Consider the following 19,256-nt stretch of genomic DNA (forward strand, 5'->3'; position numbering starts at 1 on the left):
GGCCGAGGACGTGTCAGGAGCGGTCGGGCAGGATGGCCTCGAGGTCGGCGAGGGTCCGCGGTGCGTGCGGGGGCTCCGCGTCCTCGGGCTCCACGCCGGACGTCTCCTCCTGGGGCGTCCCGCCCGTGCGGCCGTCGGCGCTTCGGGCGCTTGGTGCCGAGACCGAGGGCCCCGTAACCGATTCCTCTTCCGCTTCCCCGGCAGCCGCGTCGATCCCGAGCGCGAGGGACAGGCCGGCCACGGCGGCGCGAGCTGAGGCGGCGCGCTCACTGGGCGAGTCGCCGGAGCCGGCGCTGGCAGGGGTCCGCGCCGGGTCCGCGACTGCCGCGAGGGCCTCGACGGTATCGGAGGCCGATGAGGCCGACGCCGCGTCGGCAGTCGCCTGCCCAAGATCTGCAAGATCGAGCTCCAGCAGGCGACTGCGGTGGTCCTCGGCGGTCTCCTCCGACGAGCCGGAGGTGCGACGACGCTTGGTCGGGGCGGACGCACGACGGGAACGCTTCGCAGCTGCCTTCTCCTCCGCCTTACCGGTCTTCTTCCCGGGCGACTCCGCCGGCCGCTCCTCGGCTGCGGGCTCGGTGGCATCCGCACGCTCGGCACTGCCCTTGGCGTCAGCACGAGCAGCGTTGTCAACAACGCCGTCGGAGTCGACGGTGGTCGTCGCGGCATCGGGATCGGCATCCTGGACCGACGGCTCCATGTTGGAGGCCGGGCCGGGCGCATCGGTTGCATTCTCGTCGGGGGCCCCGCCGGGCTCGCCGTCGACGTCGTCGGGCTGCTGGGCGGCGAGCTCGGCGATGCTCCGGCCCTCGCGCAGGTCGAGCCCGTTGGTGCTCAGCGGCACCATGAGGTGGTCGTCGACCCGCGAGGGATTGATGGGCCACTCCGGGCCCTGGTCGGGCAGGTCGGTCTCGGAGTGGGCGCCGCAGCCGTGGTCCAGGGAGACGACGCTGCCGTCGTCGGTGGCCCACTCGTTGGCGCAGACTCCGAAGATGGCACGCAGAGCGCCGGCCATGGGTACGAAGAAGCCACAGGTGGAGCAGGTGGCGTGGGCCTTGCGGACGCCCTCGGCGTCGGGGCCGTGGTCGCCGCCGTACCAGCGCTCGGCAGCGCTGGAGACGCCCTGGGCGCTCAGGACCCGGGGGCGGCCCAGGTCGAGCTGGTCCAGGGCGACGGCGTCGGCGTCCTCGCCAGTGGCCTCCCACCCGGGTTCGAGGCGCTCGTCGGTCTCCTTACGGGGGAGACGGTCGGAGCGGGTGATGTCGCCGGGTTCGAGGCGGTCGGCCCACGGAACCCAGGCGGGGGCGAGGAGGGCCTCCTCGCCGGGGAGGAGCTCCATCTCGCAGACGGTGGCGGTGCGGCTACGTGGGACGCGGCTGAGGGTGACCGCCCAGCGCCAGCCGCGGTAGCCGCTCAGGGTGCAGTCGAACAGGTGGGTGACGAGGCGCTCCGCGTTGGGGGCGGCGGCCAGGTACTCGCCGACGGTGATGGGGTCGGTGATCTCCTCCAGCGCGTGGCGGGCGAGCTCGACGGCGGCCGGGGAGGTGAGGGGCTTGTCCTTGGCGGCCTGGGCCTGCTGGCTGGGGGTCGGCAGGGCGCCGGCGCGCGGTACGGGGGCCGGGGTCGGCGCCGGGCGCTCCAGGGTCGCCGTGGAGGTGCGCGCCTCGGTGGCGGCGCCCACCGGAGAACCTGAGCCGGTCTCGGTCGTGGGCTCGCCTGAGGCATCGGTGTGAGAGTCGATCGTGTCGGTCACTCGGCCAGTGTAGGGGAGGCTCCTGAAACTGCCCTGGCCCACCCGGGTTGGCCTGGGCACACTGATTGAGCCTCCCGCACTTCGACATTTTCTTCACAATCGACGCGGATACGCGTCATTTTTGAAGAAAATGTCGGTGAGTGAGAGAACCGTCAATTCGCCTCGACCGAGACGATGCGGTGGACGGCCACGGTCAGCTCGGTCTCGCGCACGACGTCGCGCAGGCGCACCCGGCCGGGCTCCACGGCCATGACTCTCACCTGCCGTTCCTGCACGGCGCCGTCGGGGCCGGCCAGGGTCAGCCGCAGCCGCGAGCGCGAGGACTGGGCCTGGCGCAAAACCGCCAGCGCGTGCACCGGGTCGGTGGCCACAGCCGCCTCGCCTGCGGCCTGCAGCGCCTCCTGCCCCACGCGGAGCCTGCAGACCAGGGTCGCCAGCTCGCGCCTTCCGGGCCGACGCCGTCGCACTGAGTGCTCGCTGCCGGGGCGCGAGGGCTCGGGGGCCCGGTGCGCCTGCTGCGCGGTGGCCGGCCCGACCACCAGGTGACCGCTCGCATCCTCGGTCACCGGCGCCAGCCCGGTGGCGCGCAGCTCGCGCAGCACCTGCCCGGCGCTCGCAGTGGCCACGAGGATCCCCGGCGCCACCTCATCGAGGCCAAGATCCTTCAAGCGCGGCTCGGCCAGGAGGCCGGCGGCCGTCGCCTCGTCGCCGACCCGCAGCAGCGCGGACACCGCCCGCACTCGCACCGCCCCGTGGTGGCGGGCCGCGTCCTGGATGAGCACGCTCAGCGAGTCCGGTAGCGGCGCGGGACTGTAGCGGCCGATCGCCTGGGTGATCTCCTCGGCCCGGTAGCCGACGTCGAGCGCGCCGCGCACCGACTCGGGGGTGAAGCGCACCGTGAGCGCCCCGCCGCGCGACTCGACGACGCTCGTGCGCTCCAGCAGGGCGGCCAGCTCCGGGGCCGGCCGGCCCGGGACGATGGCGGTGAGGTCGGACTGGACGAGGATCATGTCGACGGCGGCCGGCAGGTCCGCGGCGAGCGCCGCCTCCAGAGCTGCCAGGGTCTCGTCGTCCGACAGCACTTCGGCGTGCGCGTCACCATCGGTTCCCTCGGCGCCGCCGGCGTCACCCGTACTGCCGCTGCGAACGACGTCCTGCTCATCGAGGCTCGCCGCCGCCCGTCGGGCGAGGATCCTGCCGGCCTCGGTGAGCGCGCCGCCGCCGGTGATCCCGAGGGTCTCGGCCTCGGCCAGGACCGCGGAGATGGCCCCGCCGGGGATGGTGCGCCGGGGACTCTGCCAGGTCAGGGCCGCCCGCACGAAGGCGGGGGTGGCGCTGGTCCCCGGTGGGAGGTCGCCCAGGAGGGCGAGCACCCGGGCGCGCAGTCGCGCTGCCCACCCGGCCTCCAGGTCCGGGCTGAGGGCGGCGCGCAGGGTCCCGTCGTCGTCGCGGGTGCCGGTCAGCCAGGGGGTGCGGGCGCTGCCCGACCAGGCCAGGGCGAGGGGCGCCCAGCGCTGGGGGAGGCTGTCGGTGAGCCAGCCGGCGGCCAGGGAGGAGGGCACCCAGGTGGCGCCGTCGTCGTCGAGGCCCAGGAGCCCGGCACCCGCGGCGGTCTCGATGATGCGGGCGGCCGCGTCGGCCTCCAGGGCCAGGGCATCGGCGGTGCGGGTCAGGGCGCGCACGCTCACTCCGCCGGTGCGGCGGATCGTCCCGCCCTCGCGGCCCCACTCCTCCAGGAGCGCGGCCACGAGCCGGACGGTCTCCTCGGCATGGAAGGAGGACTCGGAGGCGACGACGTCGCCGCCCACCGTCTCCAGTTCACCGGTCTCGGGAGCGGTCAGGGACTCACGGGTCAGGCGGCCGCCGCGCAGGGCGAGGGCGACCTGGCGCGGCAGGATGAAGCGCGTGCGTCCCCGGGCGTCGCTGCTGCGCTCCAGCCAGCCGTGCTCGATGAGCGGCGCCGCCCCCGGGGCCCGGCCACCCGAGCGCAGCGTGCCGGCGGGCGGCCCCCAGGTGAGGGCCTGGAGCATCTCCACGGAGGCCGCCGGAACGACCGGTTCGCCGGCGGCGTCCTCGCTCAGCTCCTCCAGGGTGGGTGGCAGCTGCTCGGCGCTCAGGGGCTCGGCGGCCCAAGGCCCCAGGCCGAAGGGGTGCGGCCCGAAGGCCGCCTCCAGCGCGGCCACGGGCCTGCCCTCGACGACGAGCGCCAGCCGGTGCAGGTGTCCCAGGGCCTCTGCGACCTGCTCAGTCGACAGCGGTAGGTGGGCGGCGACCAGCCCGGTCAGACCAGCGTCGGCCGGATCGGCCGGTTCGCCTTTGCTCTGAACGTTTCCATCGGATCCATCGCCCTCGGCGGTTCGAGTGCCTCCGCCCCCTTCGGTCTCCTCAGACTCCGTGGGGCCGCTCAGAGCCACCACCGCCTCGGCCACGGCCAGCGTCGGCGCATCCAGCCCGGCCAGGGCCTGCTCAACGCTCCCCTGAGCCCCCGCGCGGGTCGCCAATGCCAGGAAGGAGGAGGACGGCGGCGCGGCCAGGTCCGGGCGCGCCACCAGCAGGGCGGCGACCTCGCGGTCCGGCAGCGCCGTGAGGTGCACGGCGAGGTCCTGGGTGGAGGCGGAAGGGCTCATCCGCACAAAAATACGCCCCCGCCCGACTCACGGACAGGACAGGGACCGGGGATGGAGGGCGCCGGTGTCCAAATCGGAGACAAAGGGACCCGACCGCCCCCGAGGCCAGCAACGCGAACCGCAGAATCATGCGGTTTTTGTTCGCAGGCCGGAGCCCGTCTCGCGCCTTTGTCACCGATGTGGACACGATCCCACAGATATCACCGTTTCTGGCGCCCTCCGCCGAGGCCGGACCGCCCCTCCCGCTGGAAGAGGAACGTCTCCTCCGTCACGGCGGCGCGCCACCCCGGCTTGGGATACTCCCGCCCATGTCCGCCACGCCCAGCGATCCTGCGTCCCCGGCGTCGTCGGCCCCCGACGGCCCGCTCATCGTCCAGTCCGACAAGTCCGTCCTCCTGGAGGTCGCCCACCCCCGGGCCGGTGAGGCCCGCCGCTCCATCGCGGCCTTCGCCGAGCTGGAGCGCGCCCCCGAGCACATCCACACCTACCGGATCACGCCGCTGGCGCTGTGGAACGCGCGCGCCGCGGGCCTGGACGCCGAGACGGTCGTCCACACCCTCATCACCCACTCGCGCTTCCCGGTGCCGCACGCCCTGCTCACCGAGATCGCCGAGACGATGAGCCGCTACGGCCGCCTCCAGCTCCTCACCGACCCCGCCCACGGCCTGGTCCTGCACGCCACCGACGTGCCGGTCCTGGAGGAGGTCATGCGCTCCAAGCGCACCAAGGGCCTGCTGGGGACCCGGCTCGGAGAGGCCGACGTCGTCGTCCACCCCTCAGAACGGGGCCACCTCAAGCAGGTGCTCATCAAGCTGGGCTGGCCGGCTGAGGACCTGGCCGGCTACGTCGACGGCGAGGCCCACCCCATCACCCTGACCGACTCCCCCGATACCTTCCAGCTGCGCCCCTACCAGTCCGAGGCGGTGGAGAGCTTCTGGGCGGGGGGCTCCGGCGTGGTCGTCCTGCCCTGCGGGGCCGGCAAGACCCTCGCGGGCGCCGCCTCCATGGCCAAGAGCTCGACGACGACGCTCATCCTGGTCACCAACGCGGTCTCGGCGCGCCAGTGGAAGGAGGAGCTCATGCGCTTCACCACCCTGACCGAGGACGAGATCGGCGAGTACTCCGGCTCGCGCAAGGAGGTCCGCCCCGTCACCATCGCCACCTACCAGGTCCTGACCACTCGCCGGAAGGGCGTCTACCCGCACCTGGACCTGCTGGACTCCCACGACTGGGGGCTCATCGTCTACGACGAGGTCCACCTTCTGCCCGCCCCGATCTTCCGGATGACCGCGGACCTGCAGGCGCGCCGCCGCCTGGGCCTGACCGCGACCCTCGTGCGCGAGGACGGCCGCGAGGACGAGGTCTTCAGCCTCATCGGCCCCAAGCGCTACGACGCCCCCTGGAAGGACCTGGAGAACCAGGGCTGGATCGCCCCGGCGATCTGCACCGAGGTGCGCCTGACCCTCGACGCCGGTGAGCGCATGGCCTACGCGACCGCCGAGCCCGAGGAGCGCTACCGCCTGGCGGCCTGCTCACCGCGCAAGCTGCCGATCATCGACGCCCTCCTGGCCCGCCACGAGGGCGAGTCGGCCCTGGTCATCGGCCAGTACGTGGACCAGCTCACCGAGATCGCCGAGCACCTGGGCGCCCCCGTCATCACCGGCTCGACGACGGTGCGCGAGCGCCAGCGCCTCTACGACGCCTTCCGCTGCGGGGAGATCCGCACGCTTGTGGTCTCCAAGGTCGCGAACTTCTCCATCGACCTGCCCGGGGCCAGCGTAGCCGTCCAGGTCTCGGGCTCCTTCGGCTCACGCCAGGAGGAGGCCCAGCGGCTCGGGCGGATCGTGCGCCCCAAGGAGGACGGCCGCCAGGCTCACTTCTACACGGTCGTCGCCCGCGACACCGCCGACCAGGAGTACGCGGCCCACCGCCAGCGCTTCCTGGCCGAGCAGGGCTACGCCTACACCATCATCGACGCCGAGGACCTCTGAGCCCGACGGCGAATGGGGCCGCCCGGTCCGGTGACCCGCTCAGCGCGACAGGCGACGGGCGCGCACGTTGCGCACGAGGACGCGGGCCAGGGTGCGGCCGAAGGCCTGGATGACGGGATCGACCCTCTCGGCCTCCTCACGGGTGGCGGCCCCGGCGCTCGCGGCCGCCTCGGGCAGGTCGGCGGCCGTCGCCCCGTGGGTTCCGGCGGCGCCCGGCGCGGCGCTCCGGCCGGCGGCCACCTCCAGAGCGTCGCGGGCGGCCTTGAGCGAGGCCGCGTCCATGGTCCCGGCCAGGTCGTTCAGGGCGTCGCGGGTGCGCCAGTAGGCCACGCGCGCCGGATCGGACTCGGGGTGGTGCTGGAAGGCCAGGAGCCGGCCGGCCCGCCAGGTGTGGACCGGGGAGCGGTCGGAGGAGGCCAGGAGGGTGGCGGCCTCGGGCAGGTGGGTGACGGCGTCGTGGTGGGAGACGATGACGGGTAATCGGGTGCCGTCGGAGGTGGGGATCCCGGCACGGTGCGCGGCGCGGATGGCCTCGGCGGCCACGGCCCCGAAGACCGGGTCGCTCTCGCCGGCGGCCGTGATGGTCAGCTCGACGACGCCGACCTCGTCATTGCCCAGCGCCGGCACAGCGGTCGTGCCGCCCAGGGCCTCCGCGGCCACCTGGGCCCCCAGGCAGATGGCGATGGCGGGGACGTCCTCGGCGACAACGCCGCGCAGCAGCTCACGCAGATCCGCCAGCCAGGGGTGATCACCCTCGTCGTGGGCGCTCATGGAACCGCCCAGCACGACGAGGCCGTCTCCGACCTCCTCCAAGGAGGGAATGGACTCGCCCCGCCAGGGACGCACCATTCGCAGCGCGGCTCCCTCGGCGAAGAGCCACTCCCCCAGGCGCCCCACGGGCGCAAGCTCCTCGGGCTCGATGACGGTGATCGTGAGCGTGTCTGTCATAGGCGACATTCTGCCGGTGGCTCAGTTCTCCGCAAACGGCGACAGGCGCAAACGTGCCGCCTGAGGCGAAACGACTTGCTCACACCGGCGCCCTGCGGGGACGATGTCCCGGATGAAGCACCCGCAGTCCCCACGCCCCCACCCCTTACACCCGCTGTATCAGCTGGCCGCATCCGGCGCCGCGACGGCGGCCGTCCTGGGACTGCTGGGAGCCTCCACGAGCGCCGCGGCGGCACCGACGACGGGCCCGGCCCCCGCGTCCTCCGTCCCGGCTCCTGCTGCTGGATCGATGAGTGCTCCCCGAGCCCTCCCAGCGGCGTCGACCACCCTGACCAAGCACGTCACCGACGAGCTCGGGATCCTGGACGCCTCCAAGGCCCAGCAGGCCGTGGACACGATGTCCTCCAAGCACGGTGTGGGCCTGTGGGTGCTGACCGTCTCCGACTCCAGCCGTAAGGCCTCGGCGATCGCCGAGCAGACCTTCAAGAACACGAAGCTGGGGCGCGACGACATGCTCCTGGTCATCAATATCCCCGCCGACGGCTCGGCCTCGAAGAGCTACAAGCTGCAGGCGCACAGCAACTCCTCGAAGTTCTCCGAGTCGGACTACAAGCGGATCGACTCGGCCCTCAAGAAGCAGCTGAGCGCCGGGGACTACGACGCCGCCGTGGCGGCGATCCCGGAGAACATGTCCGGCTCATCGGGTTCAGGCAGCTCGGACGGCTCCAGCGGCTCGGGCTCCTCGGCGCTTCCGCTCCTGCTGGGCGGGGGCGCGGTCGCAGCGGCGGGCGGGGCCGCCGCCTGGACGGTGTACAAGCGCAGGAAGAACAAGGAGAACGACGACATGCTGTTCGGCAAGCGCAGGAAGCAGGCCGCCTCGGGCGGCACCCCTGGGAACCAGGCCGCAGGCCCCGCGGCGATGACGGTCGAGCAGCTGCGCACCCAGGCCGGCAGCGCTCTGGTCCAGGCCGATGACACGGTGCGCGCCGCCGCCGAGGAGCTGTCCTACGCCCAGGCGCAGTTCGGGCTGTCCGCCACGGACGCCTTCACCGCCGCTTTGGACAGTGCCCGCAAGCACCTGTCGCGGTGCTTCGAGCTGCGCAAGATCCTCGACGACGACATCCCCGAGACCGAGCCGCAGCAGCGGCAGATGTACACCGAGATCCTCCAGCACTGCTCGGAGGCGGTCGGCGAGATCCGCGCTCAGGAGGAGGCCTTCAACAAGCGGCGCGGGATCGAGGCGAACCTGCCGACATCGATCGCGGAGTCCACCCAGCGGGCCGACGAGACCGAGCAGGCCATCGTCATGGCCGAGACGATCCTGGTCACCCTGAGCGCCGCCTACCCGGCCTCCTCCCTGACCAGCGTGTCCCAGGCCCCTGAGCAGGCCCGCCGCCTGCTGGCCGCCGGGCGCACGGCCCTGGACCAGGCGCGCGCCAGCGTCGAGGCCTCCCAGGAGGCGACGGCGGTGGAGCAGGTGCGTATCGCCCAGGGCTCGATCGCCCAGGCCGGTCAGCTGGCCGCGCAGGTCACCGGGGCCCGCGAGCGGCTCCAGAGCGCGGCGAAGGACCTGGAGGCGGCCATCGCCTCGATCTCCTCGGACCTGGTGGACGCCAAGCGCCTGGAGGGCTCGGTCCCGGCGGCGACTCTGGCCCCGCTCGTGGCCGACGCCGAGGCCGCCGTCGCGCAGGGCCGTCAGGCCAGCGGCAGCTCGCCGAGCGGCGACCCCCTGGCCGCCCTGGACCACCTGGCCCAGGCCGAGGCCGCCATCGACGCCGCCCTGGCCCCGGCCCGCGAGCGCGAGGAGAACGACTCGCGCGCCCGGGCCTCCCTGGGCTCGCGCCTGGCCCGTCTCAACTCCCAGGTGGAGTCCGTGACCTCCTACATCACCACCTACCGCGGGGCGGTGGGCCCCTCGGCGCGCACCGCGCTGAGTGAGGCCGCCCGGCACGCCACGGCCGCCACCTCCATGCAGACCACCGACCCGGTGGCGGCCCTGGCTGAGGTCGCGGCGGCCGAGCCCCTCGTGGCCCAGGCGCAGGCTCTGGCCGAGGCCGACGTGCGCGGGTCGTCGTCGAGCTCGTGGAGCCCGCGCTCCGGGGAGAGCTACTCCGGCGGCTACGGCCGCTCGGGTGGCGGGCTCGACCTGGGCTCGCTCCTGCTGGGCGGGCTGCTGATGGGCGGCGGACACAGCTACGGCGGCTGGAGCTCCCATCACCACCACGACAACGACTGGGGCGGCGGTGGCGGTTTCTTCGACGGAGGTGGCGACTTCCTGGACGGGGTCGGCGACTTCTTCGACGGGGGCGGCGACTTCTGAGCCACGTCCTTCTGCCGGCCGGCCCCAGTCGTATGCCAGTCATGCCCTGAGCGATGCGGCCCCCACCGACATGACGTCAGCCGCCCGGACCTGAGATCATGACGCCTGATCCACCTGGCCCACGCGGCCATCACCCGGCAAGCACCCGGCAAACGCCGTGTTCACACCTGCCCACACCGACGTCGCACCTCGACGGAAGGACGAACCACTATGGCTGAGAAGCAGTCGATCCTGGGACGCATCGCCCAGCTCACCCGCGCCAACGTCAACGCGCTCCTGGACCGCGCCGAGGACCCGGAGAAGATGCTCAACCAGCTGGTGCGGGACTACACGGCCTCCATCGCCGAGGCCCGCGACGCCGTGGCCCAGACGATCGGGAACCTGCGCCTGGCGGAGAAGGACCACGACGCCGACGTCGCCGAGGCCAAGGACTGGGGCAACAAGGCACTGGCCGCCTCCCGCAAGGCCGACCAGCTGCGCGCCGGCGGTGACACCGCCGGCGCGGACAAGTGGGACTCGCTGGCCAAGATCGCGCTGACCAAGCAGATCACGGCGGAGAACGAGGCCAAGGCCGCCGAGCCGATGATCGCCTCCCAGCGCCAGGTCGTCGAGCAGCTCAAGACCGGCCTGCAGCAGATGGAGGTCAAGCTCGGTGAGCTGCGCTCCAAGCGCGACCAGCTCATCGCCCGCCAGAAGACCGCCGAGGCCCAGGTCAAGGTACAGGGCGCCATCCGCTCCATCAACGTCCTGGACCCCACCAGCGAGCTGTCCCGCTACGAGGACCAGGTGCGCCGGGTCGAGGCCCAGGCCGCCGGGCAGATGGAGCTGGCCGGATCCTCCCTGGAGTCCCAGTTCGCCGAGCTCGAGGCCTCCGGCGCGGGCCTGGAGGCCGAGGCCCGCCTGGCCGCCCTCAAGTCCGGGCAGAACCCGGCGCTGCCGGGCGCCCAGCAACAGTCCCCGGCCCAGATCACCGATGGTGACGACGCCGCCGTCAATGCCGCCTTCGAGGCCCTCAAGGCCCAGGGCCAGCCGGTCGGCGAGGAGAAGTCCTCCTACTGAGCCGGCCCGGCCGCGCAGGCGGCGCCGCGCACGCGCCTCAGCCCCGTAAGCCGCCCGGTCCTCATCAATCCCGATGAGTGCCGGGCGGCTTCGTGCTCCTCAACGTCAGCACGCGCCGGCACGAACCGACCGGAGGCGCCTGCGTCCGACGTCGGCCTCGGCCGGCCCCCTGGCCCCACGCTCGGGTCACGCCCTCACAGCTCCTCGGGCGGTTCGGAAAAAGGTTGATATCAGTGGGACTTCCCCGGGCGTCGTCGACGGCTGCTGGACACGGGGACCGGTAGCATGGGCTCCATGAGCGTACCGACTTATCTTCTCGTCGACGGCGAGAACATTGACGCCACCCTCGGCATGAGCGTGCTGGGGCGGCGTCCCGAACCTGAGGAGCGGCCCCGCTGGGACCGCGTCCTCGCATACTGTGATGAACTGTCGTCCGCCGATGCCACCGAGGGCGAGGGGAACGAGGCCCGTGCCCTGTTCTTCCTCAACGCCACCAGCGGCCACATGCCCATGAGCTTCATCCAGGCCCTACTGGCCATGGACTACCGGCCCGTCCCGCTGGCCGGGACGGGAAGCAATGAGGAGAAGGTTGTCGACATCGGTATTCAGCGCACTCTGGAGGCGCTGGCCGAGCGAGTCGAGTCCGGCCAGGACGCACACGTCCTGCTGGGCAGCCACGACGGCGACTACATCCCCCACATCGAGCGGCTCCTGCGAGCCGGCGCCAAGGTGGGGGTCCTGTGCTTCCGGGAGTTCCTCAACGCCCAGCTGGCCGGCATGGAGGGCGAGGGCCTGACGGTCTATGACCTGGAGAGTGACGTCAAGGCCTTCACCATCCCGCTGCCACGCGTGTGCATCATCCCGCTGGAGGACTTCGACCCGCTCGCCTTCCTCTGACCCGACGGCGGGGCGACGGCAGGCGCCGTTGCCCCGCCTCATGTCACAGCCCGACTCGCCGACGAGCCACATCACTTTCCTCTGTTCAGCAGCAACCACACAGTTTCCTGTTTATTGTGGGAATCCCAAGCCTTCGAGGCTTCCCAGCACGTACCGGGTCACACCAACCACTTGACCGGTCAACAGCGACCATTCGGAACTCATTCAGGAAACAACCAGAAAGCGAAGGGATGGTGAGGCACATGGAGCGTTCCCAGCAGTCCCGCACAGAAGCTCACCTCCTTGTCGTCGACGATGAACCCAACATCCGCGACCTGCTCGCCTCGTCCCTGCGCTTCGCAGGCTTCGAGGTCTCGATCGCCGGAGACGGCAACGGCGCCCTCAAGACGGTGGAGAAGACGTCCCCCGACCTGGTGGTCCTCGACGTCATGCTGCCCGACATGGACGGCTTCACCGTGGCCCGGCGCCTGCGCGAACGCGACGTGACCACCCCGATCCTCTTCCTGACCGCCCGCGATGACATGGCGGACAAGGTCCAGGGTCTGACCGTCGGCGGCGACGACTACGTCACCAAGCCCTTCGGGCTGGAGGAGGTCATCGCCCGTATTCGCGCCATCCTGCGCCGCACCCACGCCATCGAGAACGAGGACGACGGCGTCGTGCGCGTGGCCGACCTCGTTCTGGACGAGGACGCCCACGAGGTCTACCGCGCCGAGGTGGAGGTGGACCTGTCCCCCACCGAGTTCAAGCTTCTGCGCTACCTCATGCTCAACGCCGGGCGCGTCGTGTCCAAGGCCCAGATCCTCGACCACGTCTGGGAGTACGACTGGAACGGTGACGCCGCGATCGTGGAGTCCTACATCTCCTACCTGCGCCGCAAGGTGGACCAGATCCAGGGCGCTGACGGCCAGCCCGTCACTCCCCTGATCCAAACTCGTCGCGGAGTCGGCTATATGCTGCGCGAACCCAAGGCCGAGTGATGGCTGCGGCGCGTGGGGGGAGCACGCGCCCGGCCAAGTCGTCCGGTAAGCAGCACCGCCCGATCAAGCGGGGCCGATGGCACCCGATCACCGCGATTCAGCGGCCCTGGCAGGCGATGCCACTGCGCACGCGCCTGACCCTCATGACGACCGGCCTCCTGGCCATCGGGCTCATCGTCGTCTCCTTCGTGGTGACCTCGCTGCTCTACAGCCACATGATGGGACAGATCGACAGCCAGCTGCGCACCACCGCGGTGGCCATCGGAAGCCAGGGCCTGGCCCAGATCCGCGAGGGCGGCACCAGCAGCACCACCTTCCCCTCGAACTACTACGTCAAGGCCGAGTACTTCGATCCCAGCCGCAACGGGGAGTGGATCTCAGCCGACACCGCCGCCGTATACGGCCGGCCCCAGGTCAAGGGCCTGGACTACCAGCGCGCTCTGGCTCACACGGCGAAGGGCGACTACCCGATCACAACGGTCAACTCCGATCAGCCCGGCCACCAGTGGCGCATGATCACCCTGCTCATCAAGGACCAGAACACCGGGCAGTACACCGGCGCCGTTGCTCTGGCCCTCCCGCTGAGCGACGTCATGGAGACCGTGGAGCGCACCCGCCTGGTGGTGGCTCTCGCCGATGTCTCGATCATCTCGGTGGGGGCCGTCTTCGCCACCTACCTGGTCCACCGCTCCTTCCGCTCCCTGCGGCAGATCGAGGGCGTGGCCGGGCGGATCGCTCATGGCGACCTGTCGGCCCGCATCCTTGTGACCGAGCCGCGCACCACGGAGGTCGGTTCACTGCAGCGGGCGATCAACGCGATGCTGGCGCAGAATGAGACCTCCTTCGCCGCCCAGGTCGTGGCCCAGGAACGGATGACGCGCTTCGTCTCCGACGCCTCTCATGAGCTGCGCACGCCGCTGGCCGCGATCCGCGGCTACGGCGAGCTCTACCGGATGGGCGGGGTGCCCGCGAACAAGACCGGTGAGGTCATGGGGCGCATCGAGACCGAGTCCAACCGGATGGGACGCCTCGTCGACGACCTGCTGCAGCTGGCTCGGATCGATGAGGGCCGGGAGATGTCGATGGAGCCGGTCAACCTCACAGACCTGGCTGCCGGGGCCCTGAGCGACATGATGGTCCTGGCTCCCGAACGCGACTGCGGCCTCATTCCCCTCGACCCCCGAGACGAGGCCGCCGGCATGGAGGCGCCCTCTCTCCAGGTCATTGGCGACCGCGACCGTCTCTCCCAGATCCTCACCAATCTGCTGGGCAACGTGGTGCGCCACACCCCCTCCGGGACGCCGGTGGAGATCGCCATCGGCATGGCTCCGCCACGCACCAACCCGACGGCGCAGCCGGTCGTCGTCGTCGAGGTACGCGACCATGGTCACGGCGTGCCCCCGGAGGCGGCTGAGAAGGTCTTCCAACGCTTCTACCGCTCGGACACCTCCCGTAACCGGGAGACCGGGGGCTCCGGCCTGGGACTGGCGATCGTGCTGGGGATCGTGGCCGCTCACAAGGGCACGGTCCAGATGCTCCAGACCCCCGGCGGCGGCGCCACTGTCCACATCGAGCTGCCACCCGCACCGGCCTGGTAGGCGTGAGTAACCGTGATGCCGCCTGGAAGATCGGTAAGAGTGGTGCGCGAGACACTGTGTCACGTCGACGTTACCGCGAGGACAGTCCTACGATGGCACGCGTTCCATTTCCAACACGGAGACTGACCCATGGGTGTCATCGACGCACCGCAGTGGCTCCTTTCGGCCTTCACCCGCTCGGTGAAGGCGCTCGGCGCCACGCAGCCCCCAGAGGCGATCCGCTCCGCCGGCGAGCTCCTCATTGAGCGTTGGTCCACGCCGGACCGTCGCTTCCACAACCTTCGCCACCTCATCGACATGCTCGCGCGGGTCGACGAGCTGGCCGAGGAGTCGCACAACCCGGACATCATGCGGGTCGCCTGCTGGTACCACGGGTGCGTCTTCTCCTCCGATGCCGAGGATGTCAGTCGCGGCAACGGCGGCGAGGACGAGACCGCTTCAGCGGCCTTCGCCGAGGCGGATCTCCACCACCTGGGCGTCCCCATGGAGACGGTCAAACGGGTGTGCAGCCTCATCGTCAACCTCAAGCGGCACATGCTCGACGAGCACGATATCGACGCCCAGGCGCTCATCGACGCCGACCTGGGCACCCTGGCCGTGGACCCGCAGACCTATGCCGAGTACGTGCGTCTGCTGCGTGAGGAGTACTCCCACATTCCCATGGAGGAGTACCTGCGCGGCCGCCTGACGATCGTCTCTCGGCTCCTGGACCGCGAGCACCTCTTCCACTCACCACTGGGTGAGCGTTGGGAGCACGCCGCCAGGGAGAACCTCTCGGCCGAGCAGCGCCGGCTCAAGGAGAAGCTCACCAAGCTCATCACCGAGCAGAGCGGACAGAACGCACAGGGCGCTCAGGAGGTGGCTAAGCCCTTCATTGCCCAGGAGGCGACGGCGCGCTCTTTCCCTGCGGCCGCGTCAGCTGAGCCCGCAGCCACCGGAAACGGCTCGGCGCTCGAGCAGCCGGACGACGGCGTCGGGAGCGATCCCCGCACTCCTCCGCTGGGCCTGCAGTCACTGACCCCACCCGGACAGCCGGCACCCGGCCCGTCCCGTGACGGAAACACGCTGCGTATCGACACCGCTGAGCTGAGGGCCCTGCGGTCCAAGGCCTCGCCGACAACGCCGGCGGCGGCCGTGTCACCGGTATCGTCAGTGTCGCCGGCATCGCCGTTGAGTGCGACCTCGCCACGGACCCCCGCGCGGGGCATTCCGGCCGTCTCCTCCGCTTCCGCGCGTCGGCCCGCCGAGGCATCCACCGAGCACGGCGAGCCCCGCGAGGACAAGGACGGCGAGGGGCCGATGTCTCACACGGCCTCGATGGAGTCCTGCGTGGCCGACCTGGACCTGCTCATGTGCTCGCGCAACCGCACCGATGAAGCCGGGGAGCGCCGTGCCCGGGTCCAGGCCGAGCGGGACAAGCTCGCCGAGAAGCTGCGGGCCAAGACCCAGGAGGCCAAGGAGCTGCGCGAGGCCCGTACCGGTGAGATCACCCCCATCACCGAGGAGATCATCGACGACGGCGCCGGAGACCTCTGAGGCATTGAGGCTGCCCGCCTGCCAGGGACGGCGCGGGTCCTCCGGGGCCACAGCCCGTGATCTGCTGGGTCGGTTCACAGGGCCGGCCGCCCGCCCGACGCGCGTCCGGGTCCGGCCCCTACCGTGAGAGGCACGGCATCCGCTGCGGCGGGTCGCCAGGCATCCCCGTGGACGTCGGCGCACGACAGCGCCCGGTCCATCGGGCCGCCCCTCACGAAAGGAACCCCGTCATGCCCATCTACTCCGTCGACACCGTCGCGGTGGCCGACACCGCCGCCCGGACCCGTACCCGCATCGCCACGATCCAGACCGAGGTCGATGCCATGCGGGGCGATATCGGTCTGCTGCAGTCCTGCTGGACCGGGACGGCAGCGGACTCCATGGCCACCTGCGCGGCCGACTGGCACCTCACTCAGCTCCAGGTGCAGTCCAACCTCGATCAGATCAGCCTGGCACTGGACAACGCCGCCGTCTGCTACGACGACGCCGAGACCGCTAACCAGGGCCGCTTCGCCACTCCCGGCACCACCACGGCTCCGGCCACGGGCTCCGGGCCCGTGGCCCCTCGGTAGAAGCATCTGCTGCGATCTGCAGAGGGGATCCGCTGTCACCCACCGCCGCCGTGTCCGGGCTGCGCCACCTCAGCGCACCTCTCCTGGGCGCACGGCGCAAGCGACGAGCACGAAGCGGCGGGCCGCCCCTCACGCGTGTGAGAGACGGCCCGCCGCCAGGCCCCGGGGCCGACCGGCGCGGCCGGACTACCGGGAGATGACTGGCTCGTGACGAGTCACGTCGATCAGTACATGCCGCCCATGTCGCCGGCGCCACCCTCGGCCGGAGCGGCCGGGGGCTCGGGCTTGTCGGCCACGACGGCCTCGGTGGTCAGGAACAGACCGGCGATGGAACCGGCGTTCTGCAGGGCGGAGCGGGTCACCTTGACCGGGTCGGCGATGCCGGCGGCCAGCAGGTTGACGTACTCGCCGGTGGCGGCGTTGAGGCCCTCACCGGTGGGCAGGTTGCGCACGCGGTCCACGACCACGCCGCCCTCAAGACCGGCGTTGGCAGCGATCTGCTTGAGCGGGGCCTCCACGGCGACCTTGACGATCGCGGCACCGGTGGCCTCGTCGCCCTCGAGCTTGAGGGAGTCGAGGACCTCGGCGGCCTGGAGCAGGGCAACGCCACCACCGGCGACGATGCCCTCCTCGACGGCGGCCTTGGCGTTGCGCACGGCATCCTCGATGCGGTGCTTGCGCTCCTTGAGCTCCACCTCGGTGGCGGCACCGGACTTGAGGACGGCCACGCCGCCGGCCAGCTTGGCCAGGCGCTCGGAGAGCTTCTCGCGGTCGTAGTCGGAGTCGGAGTTCTCGATCTCGAGGCGGATCTGGGCGGTGCGGGCCTCGATGGCCTCCTTGTCGCCGGCGCCCTCGACCAGGGTGGTCTCATCCTTGGTGACGACGACCTTGCGGGTCTGGCCCAGGTCCTCCAGGGTGGCGTTCTCGAGCTTGAGGCCGACGGTCTCGGAGATGACCGTACCGCCGGTGAGGATCGCCATGTCCTGCAGCATCGCCTTGCGGCGGTCGCCGAAGCCGGGGGCCTTGACGGCCACGGACTTGAAGGTGCCGCGGATGCGGTTGACGACGAGGGTGGCCAGGGCCTCGGCCTCGACGTCCTCGGCGATGATGGCCAGCGGCTTGCCGGTCTGCATGACCTTCTCCAGCAGCGGGAGCAGGTCCTTGACGTTGGAGATCTTGGACTCGACCAGCAGGACGTAGGCGTCCTCCAGGACGGCCTCCTGGCGGTCGGGGTCGGTGACGAAGTAGGGGGAGATGAAGCCCTTGTCGAAGCGCATACCCTCGGTGACCTCGAGCTCGAGGCCGAAGGTGTTGGACTCCTCGACGGTGACGACACCCTCGTGGCCGACCTTCTCCAGGGCCTCGGCGATGAAGGCACCGATCTGCTCGTCGGCGGCGGAGATGGAGGCGGTGGCCGCGATCTCCTCCTGGGTCTCGACCTCCTTGGCGTCGGCGAGCAGACGCTCGACGACGGCCGTGACGGCCTTCTCGATACCGCGGCGCACGGCGATCGGGTTGGCGCCGGCGGCGACGTTGCGCAGACCCTCGCGCACCAGGGCCTGGGCCAGGACGGTGGCGGTGGTGGTGCCGTCACCCGCGACGTCGTCGGTCTTCTTGGCGACCTCCTTGACGAGCTCGGCGCCGATCTTCTCGTAGGGCTCCTCGAGCTCGATCTCCTTGGCGATGGTCACGCCGTCGTTGGTGATCGTGGGGGCGCCCCACTTCTTGTCGAGCACGACGTTGCGGCCCTTGGGGCCCAGGGTGACCTTGACGGTGTCGGCGAGGGTGTTGAGACCGCGCTCCATGCCGCGGCGGGCCTCCTCGTCGAAGGCGATGATCTTGGACATTGAGTTTCCTCCACTGCGTGGTAGGGGTGGCCGGTTCGTGCCCGCGACGGACGGATCGGTCCCCGGACGTTCACGTCACGCCCGACGCCGGCCCTCACGTTCCAGCCTGGATGGACTTGGTTGCATTGGTAGATGCATTGTCACTCGAGGACCCCGAGTGCTAACCGCAATGCTGGCACTCTCGGCCCTTGAGTGCAAGGCGCTCAGATCTCCTCGGCCACGAATCCTCCGACGGCGAAGAGGGGAATCGCCCGTGCCGGCACTCGTGACGGCTCCGCACCGACCTGCCCGACGAGGATGAGGCGTCACCCAGCGGGCCCCGGGCCGGCGGGCAGCCCTCGAAGCACAGACCGGCCCGGCCGGCTGCAGCGGCGGTGAGCGGGGCCGCAGCAGCGAGGACTGGGATCCGGCAGGCCCGAGAGGCGTCAGCGCTCTCGCGGACGCGAGCTTTCTGTCAGGGCTTGTAGTCGTCGCGCAGAATGACCGCGATCGTGGAGCCCTGAGTGTTCTCAGCGGTGCCCTCCACCACGTTGCTGATCCCCAGCTTCTTGCCAACCTCCTCGGCTGCCGGACGGCTCTCCGGAGAGCTGAAGTAGACCGTCGACTTGGCCGGCTCCGTGTTCTCGTAGATCCCGGGGACGACCTCCACCGCGGTGAAGCCCCCGTTGGTGAGCTTGTCGCCGGCGCCCTTGGCCAGGCCACTGGTCTCCGTCCCATTGGCCACGGTGACCCCGGTGTTGAAGTCGATATTGCCGGAGGCGCTGGCGCTGGCCCCGGCAGAGGCGCTGGCGGAAGGCTTGGAGGCCTCAGCGGTCTTGTCACCTGACGCCTGCTTGTTCGCCTGCCCGCTCTTGGCCTGCTGAGTGGACGACGCCGCTCCTGACGGGCTGGAGCCGCCCGACCCGTTGAGGAACAGGGTCACGGCACCCCAGGCGAGCGCCGGAACAATGATGATGATGGCCAGCAGTGGCACCCAGCTGCGCCACCGAGGCACCTGCGCGCGGTGTACGCCCACCGGAACTGGGCCGTCATCCTCGCCGACGTCGAACTCGTCCTCGGGGTAGTCATAGTTGCTCACGCTCACAAGATACCGGTCCGAGCGCCCTTCGTTGGGTATTGCTCGCCACG

General features: G+C 71.1%; 13 protein-coding genes. 8 read left to right on the forward strand and 5 right to left on the reverse strand.

Annotation, left to right across the window (positions count from 1 at the left end):
* Positions 1-13 precede the first annotated feature (13 nt).
* Both BKH33_RS04740 and BKH33_RS14270 read right to left on the reverse strand, forming a co-directional pair.
* On the reverse strand, positions 14-1,753 hold the full coding sequence (locus BKH33_RS04740) for a DUF3027 domain-containing protein (RefSeq protein WP_081395416.1): 1,740 nt from the start codon (positions 1,751-1,753) through the stop codon (positions 14-16).
* Positions 1,754-1,905: 152 nt separating this feature from the next.
* A complete protein-coding gene (locus BKH33_RS14270; RefSeq protein ID WP_167368377.1) occupies positions 1,906-4,380 on the reverse strand; it encodes a helicase-associated domain-containing protein in 2,475 nt (824 codons plus the stop codon).
* A gap of 308 nt (positions 4,381-4,688) precedes the next feature.
* Here BKH33_RS14270 and BKH33_RS04750 point away from each other — a divergent pair, with 308 nt between their 5' ends.
* Complete coding sequence (locus tag BKH33_RS04750) at positions 4,689-6,371, forward strand: DNA repair helicase XPB (protein ID WP_076142595.1); 1,683 nt, start codon at positions 4,689-4,691, stop codon at positions 6,369-6,371.
* 39 nt (positions 6,372-6,410) lie between these two features.
* Here BKH33_RS04750 and BKH33_RS04755 read toward each other — a convergent pair whose 3' ends face one another.
* Positions 6,411-7,319: a type 1 glutamine amidotransferase gene (locus tag BKH33_RS04755; protein WP_076066894.1), complete on the reverse strand. Its 909-nt coding sequence runs from the start codon at positions 7,317-7,319 to the stop codon at positions 6,411-6,413.
* A gap of 112 nt (positions 7,320-7,431) precedes the next feature.
* On the opposite strand from BKH33_RS04755, the gene BKH33_RS04760 reads away from it, so the two are divergent.
* The 7 genes from BKH33_RS04760 (at position 7,432) to BKH33_RS04790 (ending at position 16,281) form a co-directional block, all read left to right on the forward strand.
* Positions 7,432-9,639 (forward strand): TPM domain-containing protein, encoded by a 2,208-nt coding sequence (locus tag BKH33_RS04760; RefSeq protein WP_076075885.1) that lies wholly within the window; start codon positions 7,432-7,434, stop codon positions 9,637-9,639.
* Positions 9,640-9,849: 210 nt separating this feature from the next.
* Positions 9,850-10,698 (forward strand): PspA/IM30 family protein, encoded by an 849-nt coding sequence (locus BKH33_RS04765; RefSeq protein WP_003785307.1) that lies wholly within the window; start codon positions 9,850-9,852, stop codon positions 10,696-10,698.
* Between the two features lie 294 nt (positions 10,699-10,992).
* On the forward strand, positions 10,993-11,595 hold the full coding sequence (locus tag BKH33_RS04770) for an NYN domain-containing protein (RefSeq protein ID WP_043539882.1): 603 nt from the start codon (positions 10,993-10,995) through the stop codon (positions 11,593-11,595).
* A gap of 242 nt (positions 11,596-11,837) precedes the next feature.
* Positions 11,838-12,575: a response regulator transcription factor gene (locus tag BKH33_RS04775; protein ID WP_003785315.1), complete on the forward strand. Its 738-nt coding sequence runs from the start codon at positions 11,838-11,840 to the stop codon at positions 12,573-12,575.
* Complete coding sequence (locus tag BKH33_RS04780; RefSeq protein ID WP_043539881.1) at positions 12,575-14,173, forward strand: sensor histidine kinase; 1,599 nt, start codon at positions 12,575-12,577, stop codon at positions 14,171-14,173. The genes BKH33_RS04775 and BKH33_RS04780 overlap by 1 nt, the downstream gene beginning before the upstream one ends.
* Before the next feature lie 129 nt (positions 14,174-14,302).
* Complete coding sequence (locus BKH33_RS04785) at positions 14,303-15,709, forward strand: HD domain-containing protein (protein WP_003785310.1); 1,407 nt, start codon at positions 14,303-14,305, stop codon at positions 15,707-15,709.
* Positions 15,710-15,939: 230 nt separating this feature from the next.
* The gene (locus tag BKH33_RS04790) at positions 15,940-16,281 is read left to right on the forward strand and encodes a WXG100 family type VII secretion target (RefSeq protein ID WP_003785300.1); all 342 of its coding nucleotides are present in this window, start codon (positions 15,940-15,942) and stop codon (positions 16,279-16,281) included.
* 224 nt (positions 16,282-16,505) lie between these two features.
* On the opposite strand, the gene groL is transcribed toward BKH33_RS04790, so the two are convergent.
* Together groL and BKH33_RS04800 are read right to left on the reverse strand one after the other, a co-directional pair.
* Entirely contained in the window at positions 16,506-18,128 is a 1,623-nt protein-coding gene (gene groL / locus BKH33_RS04795; protein WP_003782269.1) for a chaperonin GroEL, read from the reverse strand.
* Positions 18,129-18,582: 454 nt separating this feature from the next.
* Positions 18,583-19,212: a LytR C-terminal domain-containing protein gene (locus BKH33_RS04800; RefSeq protein WP_003782271.1), complete on the reverse strand. Its 630-nt coding sequence runs from the start codon at positions 19,210-19,212 to the stop codon at positions 18,583-18,585.
* Positions 19,213-19,256 lie beyond the last annotated feature (44 nt).

It is taken from the genome of Actinomyces naeslundii (genome assembly GCF_001956585.1).
In the GTDB taxonomy this organism is placed as follows: Bacteria; Actinomycetota; Actinomycetes; order Actinomycetales; family Actinomycetaceae; genus Actinomyces; species Actinomyces naeslundii.

Coding starts and splice junctions, on each gene's coding strand:
- BKH33_RS14270 (WP_167368377.1), bottom strand. CDS start 4,380: ATGAGCCCTTCCGCCTCCACCCAGGACCTCGCCGTGCACCTCACGGCG.
- BKH33_RS04750 (WP_076142595.1), top strand. CDS start 4,689: ATGTCCGCCACGCCCAGCGATCCTGCGTCCCCGGCGTCGTCGGCCCCC.
- BKH33_RS04755 (WP_076066894.1), bottom strand. CDS start 7,319: ATGACAGACACGCTCACGATCACCGTCATCGAGCCCGAGGAGCTTGCG.
- BKH33_RS04760 (WP_076075885.1), top strand. CDS start 7,432: ATGAAGCACCCGCAGTCCCCACGCCCCCACCCCTTACACCCGCTGTAT.
- BKH33_RS04765 (WP_003785307.1), top strand. CDS start 9,850: ATGGCTGAGAAGCAGTCGATCCTGGGACGCATCGCCCAGCTCACCCGC.
- BKH33_RS04770 (WP_043539882.1), top strand. CDS start 10,993: ATGAGCGTACCGACTTATCTTCTCGTCGACGGCGAGAACATTGACGCC.
- BKH33_RS04775 (WP_003785315.1), top strand. CDS start 11,838: ATGGAGCGTTCCCAGCAGTCCCGCACAGAAGCTCACCTCCTTGTCGTC.
- BKH33_RS04780 (WP_043539881.1), top strand. CDS start 12,575: ATGGCTGCGGCGCGTGGGGGGAGCACGCGCCCGGCCAAGTCGTCCGGT.
- BKH33_RS04785 (WP_003785310.1), top strand. CDS start 14,303: ATGGGTGTCATCGACGCACCGCAGTGGCTCCTTTCGGCCTTCACCCGC.
- BKH33_RS04790 (WP_003785300.1), top strand. CDS start 15,940: ATGCCCATCTACTCCGTCGACACCGTCGCGGTGGCCGACACCGCCGCC.
- groL (WP_003782269.1), bottom strand. CDS start 18,128: ATGTCCAAGATCATCGCCTTCGACGAGGAGGCCCGCCGCGGCATGGAG.